20 protein-coding genes are annotated in these 16030 nt (G+C 73.7%); 15 read left to right on the top strand and 5 right to left on the bottom strand.

Annotation, left to right across the window (positions count from 1 at the left end):
• Positions 1-51 precede the first annotated feature (51 nt).
• From narH to ACZ4M8_RS12705, 14 genes are all read left to right on the top strand, one after another.
• A complete protein-coding gene (gene narH / locus ACZ4M8_RS12770) occupies positions 52-1653 on the top strand; it encodes a nitrate reductase subunit beta (RefSeq protein WP_467606555.1) in 1602 nt (533 codons plus the stop codon).
• Complete coding sequence (narJ, locus tag ACZ4M8_RS12765) at positions 1650-2270, top strand: nitrate reductase molybdenum cofactor assembly chaperone (RefSeq protein WP_467606215.1); 621 nt, start codon at positions 1650-1652, stop codon at positions 2268-2270. Before narH ends, narJ begins: the two co-directional genes overlap by 4 nt.
• On the top strand, positions 2267-3007 hold the full coding sequence (gene narI / locus ACZ4M8_RS12760; protein WP_467606213.1) for a respiratory nitrate reductase subunit gamma: 741 nt from the start codon (positions 2267-2269) through the stop codon (positions 3005-3007). Before narJ ends, narI begins: the two co-directional genes overlap by 4 nt.
• 100 nt (positions 3008-3107) lie before the next feature.
• Complete coding sequence (locus tag ACZ4M8_RS12755; protein WP_467606211.1) at positions 3108-3623, top strand: MarR family winged helix-turn-helix transcriptional regulator; 516 nt, start codon at positions 3108-3110, stop codon at positions 3621-3623.
• A 348-nt stretch (positions 3624-3971) separates the two neighbouring features.
• Positions 3972-4361: a gas vesicle protein GvpO gene (locus ACZ4M8_RS12750; RefSeq protein WP_467606209.1), complete on the top strand. Its 390-nt coding sequence runs from the start codon at positions 3972-3974 to the stop codon at positions 4359-4361.
• Between the two features lie 85 nt (positions 4362-4446).
• Positions 4447-4908, top strand: a complete 462-nt coding sequence (locus ACZ4M8_RS12745) for a gas vesicle structural protein GvpA (protein ID WP_467606208.1) — start codon at positions 4447-4449, stop codon at positions 4906-4908.
• Positions 4909-4911: 3 nt separating this feature from the next.
• Positions 4912-5625, top strand: a complete 714-nt coding sequence (locus ACZ4M8_RS12740) for a GvpL/GvpF family gas vesicle protein (protein ID WP_467606207.1) — start codon at positions 4912-4914, stop codon at positions 5623-5625.
• A 9-nt stretch (positions 5626-5634) separates the two neighbouring features.
• Positions 5635-5937 (top strand): gas vesicle protein GvpG, encoded by a 303-nt coding sequence (locus ACZ4M8_RS12735; protein WP_467606205.1) that lies wholly within the window; start codon positions 5635-5637, stop codon positions 5935-5937.
• A gap of 31 nt (positions 5938-5968) precedes the next feature.
• Complete coding sequence (locus ACZ4M8_RS12730; protein ID WP_467606554.1) at positions 5969-6409, top strand: gas vesicle protein; 441 nt, start codon at positions 5969-5971, stop codon at positions 6407-6409.
• Complete coding sequence (locus ACZ4M8_RS12725) at positions 6406-7218, top strand: GvpL/GvpF family gas vesicle protein (protein ID WP_467606202.1); 813 nt, start codon at positions 6406-6408, stop codon at positions 7216-7218. The genes ACZ4M8_RS12730 and ACZ4M8_RS12725 overlap by 4 nt, the downstream gene beginning before the upstream one ends.
• Positions 7215-7460: a gas vesicle protein gene (locus tag ACZ4M8_RS12720; protein ID WP_467606201.1), complete on the top strand. Its 246-nt coding sequence runs from the start codon at positions 7215-7217 to the stop codon at positions 7458-7460. Before ACZ4M8_RS12725 ends, ACZ4M8_RS12720 begins: the two co-directional genes overlap by 4 nt.
• Positions 7450-7851 (top strand): gas vesicle protein K, encoded by a 402-nt coding sequence (locus ACZ4M8_RS12715; protein ID WP_467606200.1) that lies wholly within the window; start codon positions 7450-7452, stop codon positions 7849-7851. The genes ACZ4M8_RS12720 and ACZ4M8_RS12715 overlap by 11 nt, the downstream gene beginning before the upstream one ends.
• 128 nt (positions 7852-7979) lie before the next feature.
• A complete protein-coding gene (locus ACZ4M8_RS12710; protein WP_467606197.1) occupies positions 7980-8540 on the top strand; it encodes a hypothetical protein in 561 nt (186 codons plus the stop codon).
• A 5-nt stretch (positions 8541-8545) separates the two neighbouring features.
• Positions 8546-9523, top strand: a complete 978-nt coding sequence (locus ACZ4M8_RS12705; protein ID WP_467606194.1) for an SRPBCC family protein — start codon at positions 8546-8548, stop codon at positions 9521-9523.
• On the opposite strand, the gene ACZ4M8_RS12700 is transcribed toward ACZ4M8_RS12705, so the two are convergent.
• Genes ACZ4M8_RS12700 through ACZ4M8_RS12690 form a run of 3 tightly spaced genes read right to left on the bottom strand, consistent with a single transcriptional unit; the run spans position 9472 to position 11442 of the window.
• Positions 9472-10536, bottom strand: coding sequence for an iron-containing redox enzyme family protein (locus tag ACZ4M8_RS12700; protein WP_467606192.1), 1065 nt, complete (start codon positions 10534-10536; stop codon positions 9472-9474). The two genes, ACZ4M8_RS12705 and ACZ4M8_RS12700, sit on opposite strands and share 52 nt — an antisense overlap.
• On the bottom strand, positions 10533-10784 hold the full coding sequence (locus ACZ4M8_RS12695; RefSeq protein WP_399096083.1) for a CDGSH iron-sulfur domain-containing protein: 252 nt from the start codon (positions 10782-10784) through the stop codon (positions 10533-10535). Before ACZ4M8_RS12695 ends, ACZ4M8_RS12700 begins: the two co-directional genes overlap by 4 nt.
• On the bottom strand, positions 10768-11442 hold the full coding sequence (locus ACZ4M8_RS12690) for a HemK2/MTQ2 family protein methyltransferase (RefSeq protein ID WP_467606191.1): 675 nt from the start codon (positions 11440-11442) through the stop codon (positions 10768-10770). The genes ACZ4M8_RS12695 and ACZ4M8_RS12690 overlap by 17 nt, the downstream gene beginning before the upstream one ends.
• A 306-nt stretch (positions 11443-11748) precedes the next feature.
• Here ACZ4M8_RS12690 and ACZ4M8_RS12685 point away from each other — a divergent pair, with 306 nt between their 5' ends.
• On the top strand, positions 11749-12933 hold the full coding sequence (locus ACZ4M8_RS12685; protein WP_467606190.1) for a zinc-dependent alcohol dehydrogenase: 1185 nt from the start codon (positions 11749-11751) through the stop codon (positions 12931-12933).
• A gap of 135 nt (positions 12934-13068) precedes the next feature.
• Here the strand turns inward: ACZ4M8_RS12685 and ACZ4M8_RS12680 are convergent, their stop codons facing one another.
• Entirely contained in the window at positions 13069-13539 is a 471-nt protein-coding gene (locus tag ACZ4M8_RS12680) for a hypothetical protein (RefSeq protein ID WP_467606187.1), read from the bottom strand.
• Positions 13536-15917 (bottom strand): molybdopterin oxidoreductase family protein, encoded by a 2382-nt coding sequence (locus ACZ4M8_RS12675; protein ID WP_467606186.1) that lies wholly within the window; start codon positions 15915-15917, stop codon positions 13536-13538. The genes ACZ4M8_RS12680 and ACZ4M8_RS12675 overlap by 4 nt, the downstream gene beginning before the upstream one ends.
• Positions 15918-16030 lie beyond the last annotated feature (113 nt).

The following is a 16030-nucleotide window of genomic DNA, read 5'->3' as shown; positions in this document are numbered from 1 at the left end:
CGCACCCGTACCCGTCAACGCACCGCCGGCGCCGGGACCCGCCGCCGGGTCATGGCCCAGGTCGCCATGGTCATGAACCTCGACAAGTGCATCGGCTGCCACACCTGCTCCGTCACCTGCAAACAGACCTGGACCAACCGCACCGGCACCGAATACGCCTGGTTCAACAACGTCGAGACCCGCCCCGGCCAGGGCTATCCCCGCGGCTACGAGGACCAGGAGACCTGGAAGGGCGGCTGGCGGCTCCGGCACGGCCGCCTCGTCCCCCGCGCCGGAGGCCGCGCCCGCCGCCTCGCCCGGCTCTTCGCCAACCCCGAACTCCCCACCCTCGACGACTACTACCAGCCCTGGACCTACGACTACGAGATCCTCACCACCGCCCCGCTCGGCGACGACGTCCCCACCGCCCCGCCCCGCTCCCTGACCGACGGCACCCCGACCGCCGTCACCGGGGGCCCCAACTGGGACGACGATCTCGGCGGCGGCCCCGACCGGCTCGCCGCCGACCCCGTACTGCGGGCGATGAACGACCGGGTGCGCCTGGAGTACGAGCAGGCGTTCATGTTCCATCTGCCGCGCATCTGCGAGCACTGCCTCAACCCGTCCTGCGTCGCGGCCTGCCCCTCGGGAGCGCTGTACAAGCGGGTGGAGGACGGCATCGTCCTCGTCGACCAGGACCGCTGCCGCGGCTGGCGGATGTGCGTGAGCAGCTGCCCGTACAAGAAGGTCTACTTCAACCACGCCACCGGCAAGGCCGAGAAGTGCACCTTCTGCTACCCGCGGATCGAGGCGGGCGAGCCGACGGTCTGCTCCGAGACCTGCGTGGGGCGGCTGCGCTACCTCGGCGTCATGCTCTACGACCCGGAGAAGGTCGGCGAGGCCGCGTCCCGGGAGAACGCACAGGATCTCTACGAGGCACAGCTCGGCTGCTTCCTCGACCCCGACGACCCCGAAGTCGCCCGCGACGCCGAGGAGTCGGGCATCCCGCACGACTGGATCGAGGCCGCCCGCCGCTCCCCCGTCCACGCCCTGATCAGCCGTTTCCGGGTGGCGCTGCCGCTGCATCCCGAGTACCGCACGATGCCGATGGTCTGGTACGTTCCCCCGCTGTCGCCGGTGGTGGACGCGCTGACCGCGACCGGGCACGACGGTGAGGAGCCGGCCGGGCTGTTCGGCGCGATCGACGCGCTGCGCATCCCGGTGGAGTACCTCGCCCACCTGTTCACGGCCGGTGACCCTCAGCCGGTGGAGGCGGCCCTGTGCCGGCTCGCCGCGATGCGCGCCCACATGCGGCGCGTCAACCTCGGCGAGGAGCAGGACCCGGCCATCGCCACCGCCGTCGGCATGACGGAGACCGACGTCCTCGACCTGTACCGGCTGCTGGCCGTCGCCAAGTACGACGAGCGCTACGTCATCCCCACCGGCTACCAGGGCTCCGTCCCCGACGCCGGTGCCCCCGGCGGATGCAGCCTCGACACCGACGGCGGTCCGGGGATGATGCCGGACGGCTTCGACGCGGGCGCCTTCCACGCCCCGCCCACCGCCCCCGCCGGCCCGAGCGGCGGTCTGCGCGGCCGCCTCGACCTCCTGAACTGGAACGGCGTGGGACGCCCCGAGGGTCTCTTCCCGCGCGGCGGGGAGCGGCGGCGATGACCGACTCCGCCCTCTTCCAGTCCGTCGCGCTGCTCCTGGGCCATCCCGAACAGGACTGGCCGGACCGGGTACGCGCGGTCCGCGCCGCCCTCGCCCGCGTGCCGCTGCCCGAGGCGCCGCTGCTGCTCGGCTTCTGCGCGCGGACGGACGGCACGGCGCCGCTCACCCTCGCCGCCCGCTACGTCACCACCTTCGACCGCAGCCGGCGCCGCTGCCTGTACCTGACGTACTACACGGACGGCGACACCCGCCGCCGCGGCGCGTCCCTCGCCCGGCTCAAGGCGCTCTACCGCGATCACGGCTGGCTGCCGCCGGAGGACGAGCTCCCCGACTTCCTGCCCCTGATGCTGGAGTTCGCCGCCCGCGTCCCCGGTGCGGGCATCCCCCTGCTGACCTCCCACCGCCCCGCCCTCGAAACCCTCCGGCACGCCCTGACCGCCCACCGCAGCCCCTACGCGGACCTGCTCGGGGCCGTCTGCGCCCGGCTGCCGGGCGATACGGCCGCGAGCCGGGAGGCCGCCGGGCGGCTGACCCGCAACGGACCGCCGGCCGAGTCCGTGGGCCTCGATCCCTTCCCCGCACGGCCGGAAGCGAGCGAACGAGGAGCCCGACGGTGACCCACCTCCGCATCGCCCTGTGGGGCGTCCTGCCCTACCTCACCCTGGCGCTGCTCATCGGCGGCACGGCCTGGCGTCATCACTACGACCGGTTCGGCTTCACCACCCGCTCCAGCCAGTTGCACGAGAGCCGCCTGCTCCGTATCGGCGGGCCCCTCTTCCACTACGGGCTGCTGTTCGTCGTCGCCGGTCATGTCGCCGGGCTGCTCGTCCCGGAGTGGCTGACCGAGCGGCTGCACGTCAGCGAGGCGATGTACCACGCGAACGCGCTGTTCGCCGGGGGTGCCGCCGGGCTCGCCACCGCCGCGGGTCTCGCCGTCCTCCTGTACCGCCGGCTGCGGGTGCGGGCCGTGCGGGCCGCGACGACCCGCAGCGACCGGGTCGTGTATCCGCTGCTGGCGACGGTGCTGCTGGCGGGGCTGACGGCCACCGCCACCGGGGCGTCCGCCCACGCCTACGACTACCGCGTCGGCGTCTCGGTCTGGTTCCGCAGCCTCTTCGCCCTCGACCCGGACGTGGCCGCCATGGCCCACGCCCCGCTCGTCTACCGGGTGCACGCCCTGCTCGCCATGGCGCTGTTCGCGCTCTGGCCGTTCAGCCGTCTGGTGCACGCCTTCACCGCACCGCTCGGCTATCTCGTCCGCCCCTACATCGTCTACCGCTCCCGGACCCCGGCCGTCCCCTACCGGCACCCCGCCGTCGGGGTCCGCCGGAAGGGCCCCGGGCGGCGCCGCTGACGCCGGGCCCGCCGCCCGGCCGCGACGGGCCGGCGGCCTCCGCACGGTAACGTTGCCGGTCAGGGCAGGGACGGCGACGTGAACGGGCGGGGGCCGAGCGATGGGCGGGGAGACCGGGCGGCGTACGCCTGCCGTTTCCGGTGACGGCGAGAGCGGTGACCGCGCGGCGCTCGCCCGGGAGGCGGACGAGGTCACCGAGGCGGTCATGGCCGCCTCCCGCCTCCTGGTCGCGGTCTCGGCCCGCGCCCTGGCACGGGCGGGCAGCACCCTCACCCTCCCGCAGCTGCGGACCCTCGTCGTCCTCGACGAGTGCGGGCCGGTCAAACTGGCCGAACTGGCCGCCACGTTGGATGTGAACGCCTCCACGGCGATGCGGATGATCGACCGGCTGGTCTCCGGCGGCTTCGTCGACCGCAGGATCAATCCGGACAACCGCCGCGAGGTCGCCCTGCGCCTCACCGACACCGGCACCGAGCTGGTCGGCGCGGTCCTCGCGTACCGCCACCGTGAGATCGCCGCGCTGGTGGGCACGCTGCCCGCCGACATCCGCGCCGGCCTGGTCCGCGGCCTGCGCGCCCTCACCGACGCCGCACCCGGCCCGGCGGGCGGGGTCTGAGTCCGCTTCCGCCCCTCCCCCGGCCCGTCCGCGTCGAGCGGACCGGCGGCCGGTTCCGCGCCCGCGCCCCGGCGCGCGGCGCCCTGCCGCCGCCCCGGTCCGTACCGCTGTGGCGTGCCTCCTGGCGGGCGGCCCCGCCGGTACCGGAGACGTCGGAAATGATCACGCTCGCCGCCCGCGGCGCGGATGCCGGGCGTGCCGAACTGGCCGGTGAATCAACGGAGATCGCTCCTGGCCCGCGGCATCGTACTGCCGGAGAACCGGGGCGCACGCCGGAGTACGATGGAATGGCGCTTTGCGCATTTACGGGAGAAATATCCCGTTGTCTCCGACAGCGGAGCGGAAAGTATGGCCGCAGAAGAAGAGGACGAGACCGAGCGGACCCGGCGCGCCACCGGCGGACGGGCCGCCGAGGAGTCCGCCGACGCTCCGGCCGGCCGGCGGGCGGACGACACCGGCAAAAACCGCACGACGCACCGCGTCACGGCCGCACGCGCCATGCGGTACGCGGTCGAGCAGCTGCAGGAGCTGCTGGGGCGGGCCCCCGAAAGTGTCTCCACGGTCAAGCCGACCGAGGAGGGCTGGGAGGCGGCCGTGGAGGTCGTGGAGGTGGAGCGGGTGCCGGATACCACGAGCGTGCTGGCCAGCTACCGGGTGGCGCTGGACGAGGAGGGCGGACTGGTGGCCTACGAGCGCGTCCGCCGCTACACCCGAGGGCAGATCGACCCGCACATGTAGGACCCGGCCCGGTCACCGCGGCGATCCGTACGCCTACGGGCGGCGTCGCCGGGCGGCCGGAGACGGGGCCCGGAAAGGAGCCACCGTGACTGTGGTGCCGCAAAGCGGAGGAGCCGTGGCGCGAGGAGGCGGAGCGAATTCCGGAAATCTCTACGACATTCTCGATCTGATCCTCGACCGTGGCCTGGTCATCGACGCCTTCGTGCGCGTCTCGCTGGTGGGCATCGAGATCCTCAAGATCGACGCCCGGGTCGTCGTCGCCAGCGTCGACACCTATCTGCGCTTCGCCGAGGCGTGCAACCGCCTCGATCTGGAGGCCGGTGCCAAGAAGCCCCAGGAGCTGACGGATCTCGTCGGCGACATCACGGAGGGCGGCTCGCACGGCAAGGCCAAAGGCGCCCTGAGCGGCGCCGCGGAAGCGATCACCGGAGCCCTCAAGAAGGGCGGCGCGGACCCCGAGGAGGAGGCCGAGGAGGAGCCGGAGAAGGAACCCGTACGGAAGCGCTCCCGGCCGGCGCCCCGGCCGAGCCCGCGCCGAGGGGGCTGAACCATGACCGTGTACGTCTACTCCGTCGTCGCCTCCGCGCATCCGCAGCGCCTGGACGGTCTGCCGGGGGTGGGTGACCCGCCGGCCACGCTGCGCACGGTGCGCGACGGCGAACTGTCGGCCGTGGTCAGCGACGCCCCAAAGGGCCTGCGCCCCAAACGCCGCGACCTCGCCGCGCACCAGGACGTCCAGGAGCACCTGCTGGCCGAAGGCCCGGTCCTGCCCCTGCAGTTCGGCTTCACCGCCGAGGACGACGAGGCCGTCCGCGCGGTGCTCCGGGAACACGCCGACACGTTCACCGAACGGCTGCGGGCGGTGGAGGGCCGCGTCGAGTACCACCTCAAGGCCGCCCGGGACGAGGACGCGCTGCTGCGCGAGGTGCTCGCGGAGTCCGACGAGGCGCGGGCGCTCAACGAACGGATCAGAAGCGGCACGGGCGGCCCGGACCTGCCGCTCGCCCTCGGTGAACTGGTCGCCCGGGAGGTGCGGCTGCGCCAGGACCGGCTCGCCGCCACCGTGCTCGGGGCGCTGCGTCCTCTCGCCCGCGAGGAGAACGTCTCACCGCCGCCCGGCGACGACTTCCTGAGCGTGTCCTTCCTGGTGGACCGGGAGAAAGAGGAGGACCTCCGTACCGCGGTACGGAACCTCTCGGCCGAGCTGGGCGACGACGTCGCGCTCCGGCTGCGTGGCCCGCTGCCCGCCTACAGTTTCGTCTAGGGAGCCCCCATGGGCCTGTTGACGCAGATCGCCACCCTTCCGCTGGCGCCGGTGCGCGGCGTGGTGTGGGTCGTGGAACGCGCGGTCGAGGCCGCGGAGGAGCGTTACTACGACCCCGGGCCCGTCGAGCGGGAACTCGCCGCGCTGGAGCGACAGCTCCTGGCGGGCGAGATCGACGAGGCGGAATTCGACCGGCGTGAGGACGACCTGCTGGACCGGCTCGAAGAGATCCGGGCCCATTTCCAGACCGACCCGGCCCCTTTCCGGACCGATCCGCAGGTCCGGGCCGACCCGCACCGCGATACGGGGTGATGCCGCCGTGACCGCCCCCGTCCCCCGCAGGATGAGCGAATCCCCGTCCCGGGCCGCCCCGTACGGACAGGGGTCGTCGGCGAATCTCGCCGACATCCTGGAGCGAGTTCTCGACAAGGGGATCGTCATCGCGGGCGACATCCAGATCAACCTTCTCGACATCGAACTGCTCACCATCAAACTGCGCCTGCTGGTCGCCTCGGTGGACAAGGCGAAGGAGATGGGCATCGACTGGTGGGAGCACGATCCCGCGCTCTCCTCGCGGGCCTCCGGCGGCTCCCGGGCCCTCGCCGACGAGAACGCGCGGCTGCGTGCCGAGGTCGAGGCGTTGCGGGAGAGGACCGAGCTGCCGCCGGACGAGCCCGCCGAGAGCCGTCGCGCCCGGCAACGCGACGCGCTCCCGTCCCGGGCCGCACACAGCCGGCGGGCGGCCGGGCCCGAGCCCCGCGGCAGAAGGCGGGGCGGGACATGACCGGGTCCCTCCTGTACGCGTACGCCGTCGCGCGGGGTCCCGACGGAACACTGGCGACGGAACTGGCCGGGGTGACGGGGGTGGCTCAGGCGCCGGTGCGGCTGGTGCGGGCGGTGCGGGGCGATGACGCCGTGGCCGCGGTGAGTCCGGTGCCGGCCCGGGACTTCCGCGAGGAGGCGCTCCGGGCCCGTCTGGAGGACCTGGCGTGGCTGGAGGAGGTCGCCCGCGCCCACCACCGCGTCATCGAGGCGCTGGCCCTGCGGCACACCGTCCTGCCGCTCCGGCTGGCCACGGTCTACCTCGACGAGGAGCGCGTACGGCTGATGCTGGCGGCCGGCCGGGAGGAGTTCGCCGCGCGGCTGTCCGAACTGGCCGGTCAGGTCGAGTGGGGCGTCAAGATCTACGTCGACGCCCCGGCCAAGGCCGCTGCCGCCGCGCCGTCCGCCGGGGCGGAGCTGAGCCCGGGGCGCGCCTACCTCAGCCGGCGCAGGGCCCAGCGGCACGCCCGTGAGGACGCGTACCGGGAGGCCGAGCGGGTGGCGCGGGACGTGGAAACCGCCGCGCACCGCCACGCGGCCGGCCGGGCGCGGCACCGGCCGCAGCAGGGCGAGCTGGCCCGCGGCCCCGGGGAGAACGTCGTCAACGACGCCTATCTCGTTCCCCGGGAGGCCGCGGACGTCTTCCCCGCCGAGGTGCTGCGGGCCGCGGAAGGCGCGCCCGGCGTCCGGGTCGAGGTCACCGGGCCGTGGGCCCCGTACTCCTTCGCCACCTCGCCCGATGCCGGGCCGGAGGCGGGAGAGGCGCCATGAGGGCGGTGGACGGGACGCCGACCGCTTCGGAAGGGCCGTTGCCCGACCGGCAGGTCGCGCTGATCGATCTGCTGGACCGGCTGCTCAGCGGCGGTGTGGTCCTCACCGGCGATCTGGTGCTCTCGATCGCCGGCATCGATCTGGTCCGCGTCTCGCTCAACGCGCTGATCGCCTCCGTCAGCGAACAGACCCCCGTTCCGTGGCCGCCCCTCCCGCCCGTACGTGACGGCCATGAGGGGTGAAGGGCGCGGTCCGCGGGAGCGCTTCGACGATGTCGCCGACGCGGCGGCCCGCGCGTTCCGGCTCCTGCCCGCGCCCGGGGAGACCGCGGGCGCCGGTGACCGGACGCGCCGCCCGGCCCACCGGGTCAGCGCCGACCCCGACACCGTCGAACGGGACCTGATCCGGCTCGTCCTCACCCTCGTCGAACTGCTGCGGCAGCTCATGGAGCGCCAGGCGCTGCGGCGGGTGGACGCCGGGGATCTCACCGAGGAACAGGAGGAACGGCTGGGCTCGACGCTGATGATTCTGCACAGCCGCATGGCGGAACTCTGCGACCGGTACGGCCTGTCGATGCGGGATCTCAATGTGGATCTGGGGCCTCTCGGTCCGTTGCTGCCCCCGCAGGAATAGCCGGCGACCACCACAGGAACAGCCGGGGAAAGGAGGGCCGGACGCATACGGAAACCGGGCCGGGGCCGGACGGAACGCCCCTGTGCGCCAGGCCCCAAGGCCGTTCCCTCCGTTCTTGGGAGGCACTCATGGACAACGGTACGAAAGTCTCTCTCACCGCCGCCCTCGCGGCCGGATATCTCCTGGGCAGGACCAGGAAGGGAAAACTGGCCATCGGCCTCGCCTCATTGGTGGCGGGCCGTCACATTCCCCTCGACCCACGGGAGGCCGTCGGTCTGGGCATGCGGAAATTGGCAGAGAACCCGCAGTTCGCACCGCTGATCGAACAGGCCCGGGGCGAAGTGCTGGAGGCCGGACGCACCGCCCTGTCGGCCACCGCGGACCGCAGTCTCGCTTCTCTCGCCGGCGTGTTGCAGCAGCGCACCGAGGCCCTGCGGGAGCCGGTGGAGGACGACGCCGCAAAAGAGGAGGCGGCGGCGGAGAACACGACCGGGGACAACGGCGAGGAGGCCGGAGCGAGGAGGACCCAGGAGGCTCGAAAACGTCCGCGGAAAAAGCGGACCGAAGCCGGTGAAAAGGGGAAGGCCGCTGCGGAGAAGGGGACGGCGGAGAAGTCCGCGGAAAGGGAGCCCGCCGCCAAAAAGCCGGCCGCGAAGAAGGCCCCGGCCCGTCACAGCCGTAGGAGGTAGCTCTCATGACGAAGAACGAGCGCAACCCGACGGACGGGAAAGTATCCGGTCTGGATCAGTTCAAGGAGCAGTTGACCGCCTATCTCACGGCGCGGGGCCGGCGGATGGCCGATTCGGCCGCCGGGAAACTGACCGATCTCACGCAGGGGCTCCAGGACACGGCCGGGGACGGCGGGGGTGATCTCGTCGAGATCGGGAAACGGGTGCTCGGTGGCGAGAATCCGGTGAAGGCGTTCGTGGGGGAGAAGGCCGGCACGGTCAAGGACAAGGTGGTGGACTCGGTCAAGAACGCCTTCGGGGGCGGTGGCGGAAAATCCGGGAATGCGAAGGTGACCAATATCGTGGAGTCCGTCGATATCGGGGTGCCCCTGCGGACGGTGTACGACCGGTGGACCGAGATCGAGGAATTCAGTTCCTTCACCAAGGGGGTCACCGGCGTTTCGCAGAAGGATGAGACCGACAGCGACTGGAAGGTCAAAATCGCTTTCTCCCAGCGCAGTTGGCGGGCCACGGTCACGGAGCAGATACCCGATGACCGGATCGTGTGGACCTCCGAGGGCGCCAAGGGGACGACCCACGGCGCCGTCAGCTTCCATGAACTCGCGCCGACCTTGACCCGGGTCATCGCCGTCGTCGAATACACCCCCGCCGGATTCTTCGAGAAGACCGGCAACATCTGGCGCGCGCAGGGCCGCCGCCTGCGACTGGACCTCAAGCACTTCCAGCGGTACGTGACCTTCGCCGGGGACGGGGAGGCCGAGGGCTGGCGCGGCGAGATCCGTGACGGCGAGGTCGTCCGCACCCACGAGGAAGGACTCCGGGACGACGAGGAAGAGGCGGAAGAGGAGTACGAGGGGGACGAGGGCGGCGAGGCCGGTGGGCCGGAGGAGGACGACGAGCCGTCCGAGGCGGACGGCGGCCACGGGGCCGGCTACGACGACGAAGAGGAGGGTGAAACCGGGGACGGCTCCGAGGAGTCGTGACGTGGCCGCGCGGCGGGCGGCAGCGGCTCGCGCAGGGCGCTGCGGCCCGCCCGCCAGGCGGTGAGGAGGTGGCGGGCGAGCCGGTCCTCGACGTGTCCGGTGGCGTGGATGCCGAAGGCGACATCGGCTTCGAGCGCGGGTTCCTCCCGCAGCAGGCCGCCGATCACCTCGCGCCGGACCACCTGCTCGTGGACGGCGTCGGCCACGACGTGTTCGGCGTAGAAATGCTCGGCGGCGGGCCCGGCGCCGGTGCGGCGCATGGCCTCGGCGAGGCGGCGGGCGCCGGGCGGTGAGGTGATCTCCACGGTGGCGAAGTGGCCGACGAGCGCTCCGCGCAGCGAACGGTGCAGGCCCAGCAGGGACATCAGGTTGACGGTGGTGAGCGCCTCCGCCGGGGCCAGATCGACGTAGTGGCCGTAGCGGGTGGCCAGGCCGAGGTCGGTCAGGAGGCCGGCGAAGAGCCGGGCGTGGATGTCCTCGGCGCGGCCGGCGCCGAACTCGTCGAACTCGATGGCCGCCAGGCCCGCTTTGGCCCGTCCGCGCAGCCGCGGCAGCGCCCAGGCGTGCGGGTCCGCCTCCTTGAGGTGGTACAGCGAGCGCAGTGCCGCGTACTCCCGCAGCTGGCCGAGGTCCCCCCGGCGGTGGAGGTGGCGGGAGACGTCGGTGCCGTCGTCGGTGGCCGGTTCGGTCAGCAGGGTGGAGAGTGCGGCGGACAGGCCGGTCGCGGGGACGTCGGCGCGCAGGGCCGCGAGGAAAGTCTCCTCCAGTCCTCGCCGTACGGCGAGGAGTTCCGGTTCCCATTCGAGGTCGTCGTCGACGCCGTCGAAGCCGCGGTAGTGGAGTTCGTAGAGGACGTACAGGGCGGTCTGCGGATCGGCGCCGTAAGGGTCGGCGCGGCGGCTGTCGTCGTCGGACGGGAGGCGGCCGCGTCCCTCGCGCAGGCGGGCGATGACCGCGGCCGACAGCGGTCCGCGCGGCCGGGGCAGGGGCGGGGCGGCGGGGTCGGCGGTCATCGGGGGCCGCTCCCGGGCGCCGCCGGCGGGGTGCGGTCCGTGCCGGGCGGCGGCTTCGGCTGCCGCCGGTGGCTGGTGTCGCACCACGGGTAGTCGCGGCTGCGGCGGCAGGTGCACAGGGCGACGGTGAAGCGGTCGGAGACGGCCACCTCCCCGTCGTCGCCGGTCACCTCGACCGGGCCCTCCACGAGGACCGGGCCGTTGCGGGTGAGGGTGACGCGGCGGGGGCGTTCAGCGCTGTTCGGCACGGATGATCACCAACTCCTCCGTCTCCTGCGCGGGGCCGAGCAGTCCCTCGCGGCGCAGCCAGGCGTACCGGGAGCGCAGCACCGGGCCGAGCGGGACCGCCGTCCGGTCGACCGCCGTGGCCCGAAGGCCCGCCGAGGTCAGGCGGGCGAGCGTCGCGGGGGTGCCGCAGAGGGCGGAGTGCACCATCAGCAGGACACCGCCGGGGCGCAGTACGCGGGGGGCCGCGTCACAGATGCGGTCGATGTGCAGCCGCCCGTCGCGTCCGGCGTCCCAGGCGCGGGCCGCGGCGCGGGCGGGCCGGCCGCCGGGCGCGGGGACGTAGGGCGGGTTGGTCACGAGGACGTCGAAGGTGCGGCCGTGGAGCGCGGTGGCCAGATCGCCGCGGTGGACGCGGACGCGGCGGCGGCACAGCAAGGCGTTGAGGCGGGTGGAGAGGACCGCGGGCCAGGCGATGTCGACGGCGGTGACCCGGGCGCCGTATCGCGCCGCCGCCACCGCGAGCGCCCCCGTGCCCGATCCCAGGTCCAGCACCGTGCTCCCGGCGCGTACCCCTTCCCGGTCCAGGGCCCGCAGCAGCAGGCGGGTGTCGTCCTGGGGGGTGTAGACGCCGGGCAGCGCCACCAGCGGAAGGGAGGGAAACCGGATCACCGCGCTCATCTGCACCTCCGTGTCCTGCGACCGGGGAGAGTTGCGCCGGAGGACTGCCGGTCCGGCGGTCACGCTCCTCCTATGGTGCGGACAGCCGCGCTCCCGGGCCACTCGGCCGTTCGTGCGGGCGTCGCGGCCGGTCCCTATGGTGGAGGGGACGGCCGTACGGGGGCCGGGAGCCGTTCCGGCCGGCGCCCGATCCGGGGGCGCCCCGCGGCCGTCTCGCCGGGCGGTTCCCCGATCGTGAGGGCGCGGCGGCTTCACGGCCCTCCGCGCCGCCCACCGCACCATCGGACACGCGAAGGGGCGATCAGCGTGCGGGCACTGACATGGCACGGCAAGCGGGACGTCCGGGTGGAGACCGTCCCCGATCCGGTGATCGAGAAACCGGCCGACATCCTGGTGAGGATCACCTCCACCGGTATCTGCGGCTCCGATCTGCATCTGTACGAGGTGCTGGGGCCGTTCATGGCGCCCGGGGACATCCTCGGGCACGAGCCGATGGGCATCGTCGAGGCGACCGGGCCGGAGGTCACCACGCTCTCCCCCGGCGACCGGGTGGTGGTGCCGTTCAACGTCTCGTGCGGTACGTGCTGGATGTGCGAGCGGGGGCTGCACTCCCAGTGCGAGACCTCCCAGGTGACCGAGCACGGCATGGGAGCCGCCCTCTTCGGCTACACCAAGCTCTACGGTCAGGTCCCCGGCGGGCAGGCCGAGTTCCTCCGGGTGCCGTTCGGCGACACCCTCCCGGTCCGGGTCCCGCACGGGCCGCCGGACGAGCGGTTCGTCTACCTCTCCGACGTGCTGCCGACCGCGTGGCAGGCCGTCGAGTACGCCGATGTGCCGCCGGGCGGCAGTGTGGTCGTCCTCGGGCTCGGCCCCATCGGGGACATGGCCGCCCGGGTGGCGCTGCACCGCGGCGCGGGCCGGGTGATCGGTGTGGATCTGGTGCCCGAACGGCTGGCGCGGGCCCGGGAGCGCGGGGTCCACGCCCTCGATCTGGACGCCCTCGGCGACGGGTTGGCGGATGAGGTCCGCCGCCTCACCGGCGGGCGCGGGGCCGACGCCGTCGTCGAGGCGGTGGGGATGGAGGCGCACGGCGCGCCGCTGGTCAAGGCCGCACAGGACGTCGTCGGGCGGTTGCCGGACGCGCTGGCCGAACGGTTCATGACGCGGCTGGGGGTGGACCGGATGGGCGCCCTGCACACCGCTGTCGATGTGGTGCGGCGGGGCGGGACGGTCTCCGTGGCCGGGGTCTACGGGGGCGCCGTGGATCCGATGCCGCTGCTGAAGATGTTCGACAAGCAGCTCACGGTGCGCATGGGGCAGGCCAATGTCCGGCGCTGGACGGACACCCTCCTGCCGCTGCTCACGGACGGCGACCCGCTGGGCGTCGAAGGCTTCGCCACCCACCGGCTGCCGCTGGAGGACGGCCCGGAGGCGTACCGGATGTTCCAGGCCAAGCAGGACGGCATGGTCAAGACGCTGCTGACGCCGTGAGGCGGTGGCGCCTGACGCCGTGAGGCCGGGGGCGCCGGGCGTTCTCGTCCGGCGCCCCCGCGGGTGCGGGAGCAGACGGCGGCGGCGCCCCGCTGCGGGAACGGCCCGCTGCGGGAACGGCCGGGCGTCCCCGGCTCAGCCGGCCACGATGACCACCTGGGGCGCCGCCTCCTTGACGCGGGTGGTGAGCCACGCGATCTGAGTGCCCGTCTCGTCGCGGCAGGCGGTCGCCGCGGCCAGCAGCTCCGGCTCCCGCAGCGCCTGGGCGACCTGGACCAGAACGGTCCACCGCACGTGCGCGGCCTGGGCCTTGGCGTGGAGCAGGTACAGGTCGTCGAGAAGGTCGCCGTCCGGTGGCGGTGTCCGCCCGCCGGCCGTCTCCCGCCCGGCGGGCGGCGCGGTCCCGGGCGGCGGGAGGGCGGGGCCGAAGCGCTCCGCCCACGTCCTGAGGCACACGGTGTGCCGGTCGCACTGCGCGGCGACCGTACGGGCCGGATAGTGCGTCCCCGCGTCGTCCCCCCTGCGGTCGGCGACGTCCCGGTAGGCCGCCGCGAGCGCGGTGACGTCGGCGTGGAGGTGGCGCAGGAGGGGGTGGACGGAGTTCATCGCGGCTCCCGGAGGCGGTCCGGAGGGGCGGGCGGGCCGTCGCCGGAGGGCCGGCCGTCCGGCGGTGCGCCGGTGATCGGGCGCACCTGTACGGGGGTGAGCTTGAACAGGGGCTGTTTGGAGACCGGGTCCCATTCGGTGCGGGTGAGTTCGTTGGCGGCCCGCTCGTGGCGGGTGGTCTCCGGCCGGTCGGCGTAGCCGTAGTGGAACGGGGCGAAGACGACGCCCGGCCGGTGGCCGCGGAGGACGGCGGGTGCCTCGACCGCGCCGTGGCGGGAGACGACCCGCACGGTGTCCCCCTCGGCGATACCGCGGGCGCGGGCGTCGTCGGGGTGCAGCTCCACCCACATCTCGGGCGCCGCGGCGTCGAGTTCGGGGACCCGCGCGGTCTTGGTGCGGGTGTGCCAGTGGTGGACGCGGCGGCCGGTGGTCAGGCGGAGCGGATAGGTCTCGTCCGGCGGTTCGTGGGGCGGCAGATACTCCGCAGGCCGCATGCGCGCCCGCCCGGCGGGATCGTGTGCGCGGTAGGCGTCGGCGGTGTACTGGGCGCCGGTCGTCAGGTCGTGTCCGTAGTCCTCGCAGCGGTCGGCGGAGGTGGGGAAGGTGTGGTCGGTGTAGAGGCGTTCGGTGCCGGTGGCCGCGCCGTCGGGGTACGGCCAGGGGGTGCCGCCGCTGTCGCGGAGGCGGGCGTAGGTGAGGCCGGACTGGTCGCAGGGGCGGCCGCCGGTGAGGGCGATGAAGTCGTGCCAGGCGTCCTCGGGGCGCTCCCAGGACGGCAGCGGGTGGCCGTCGCGGTCGGTCAGGCCCATCCGGCGGGCGTAGTCGAGGAGGATCGCGAAGTCGCTGCGGGCCTCCCCGGGCGGTTCGACGGCCTTGTGTGTCAGGTGGACGGTGCGGTCGGCGTTGGTGGCGCAGCCGGTCTTCTCGCCCCACAGGGCGGTCGGGAGCACGACATCGGCGAGGGCGGTGGTCTCGGTGGGGAAGGCGTCCGACACCACCAGGAAGAGGCGGCCGGAGGCGAGGGTGCGCCGGATCCGGGCGAGTTCGGGGAGGGAGACGGCCGGATTGGTGCCGGTGATCCACAGGAAGGTCACCGTGCCGTCCGCGCAGTGGCGGAAGATCTCCATGGCGTGGGTGGACGGCGCCCAGTGCGGGATGCGCTGCGGATCGACGTTCCAGTGGTCCGCCAGGCGCCGGACGTGGTCGGGGTTCTGCCAGTTGAGGTAGGCGGGCAGGGAGCCGTCCGCGCCGGTCTCCCGGGTGTTCTCGGCGGTGGGCTGGCCGTTCATCTGGAAGACCGTGGCGCCGGGCCGGCCGATCATGCCGCGCAGCAGGTGCAGGTTGTTGACCTGGACGGCGGCGGCCGTGGCCTGGTGGGACTGGTAGACGCCCTGGAGGACGGTGGAGACCAGCCGCCGGGAGCCGCCGAGGAGTTCGGCGGCGCGGCGGATGTCGCGGGCGGGGACGCCGCAGATCTCCGCGGCGCGTTCGGCGGGGTACGCGGCGACCGTGGCGGCCAGTTCCGGGTAGCCGGTGGTGTGGGCGTCGAGGAAGGCGTGGTCGAGCCGGTCGGTGCGGATCACCTCGTGCAGCAGACCGTTGAGCAGGGCCACGTTGGTGCCCGGCCGGAGGGCGAGGTGGACATCGGCCTCGCGCGCCGCCGGTGTCAGGCGCGGGTCGGCGACGAGCAGCCGGGGCCGGTCCGGGCCGTGCAGCCGGTCGAGCATCCGGGCCCACAGCACCGTCTGTGTCTCGGCGACGTTGTGCCCGACGAGGAAGAGCGTGTCGCAGTGGTCGATGTCGGTGTACGAGCCGGGGTTGCCGTCGCTGCCGAAGCTCTCGATCAGCGCCCACTGGGCGGTGGCGGTGCACAGCCGGGTGTTGCCGTCGAGGTGCGGTGTGCCGATGCCGCCGCGGGCGATCACGGCCTGGGTGTAGTACTCCTCGGCGAGTAGCTGGCCGCTGGTGTAGAAAGCCATGGCGAGCGGACCGTGCTCGGCGAGGGCCTGGCGCGAGCGTGCGGTGACGGCTGCCATGGCGGTGTCCCAGTCGACGCGGCGCAGCTCCCCGTCGATCCGCATCCGCGGGTGCAGCAGCCGGTCGGGGGCGTTCCCCGCCTGCCAGCCGTACAGGCCCTTCGGTCCGAGCCGCCCGTGGTTCACGCGGTCGTCCGGGCGCCCCCGGACCCCGACGATGCGGCCGTCGGCGACGGCGATGTCCAGTCCGCAGCCGTTGGAGCAGAGCACGCAGGCGGACGGCACCCAGCGTTCGACGCGCTCCGGGGGCACCGCCAGGCAGGCGTCCGCGCGCAGCGGCCAGGCGCCGCCGGCGGGGTAGGGCGTCCGGTCGCCCCAGACGTCCTCGATCCGGTCGGTCATCGGTCGTCCTTCCGTGACGTGGGCGGGGCGGCGGCGCCCCGGTGCGCCGCCGGGGAGGAACGCCGGGCTCCTCGCCGGGCCGGGCCACCGCCGGTCGACGGCTCGCGGGCGGG

This window comes from Streptomyces sp. NPDC027185, from assembly GCF_055567035.1.
The sequence above is the reverse complement of the archived record's forward strand: the minus strand, read 5'-3'. Positions and strand labels throughout refer to the sequence as shown.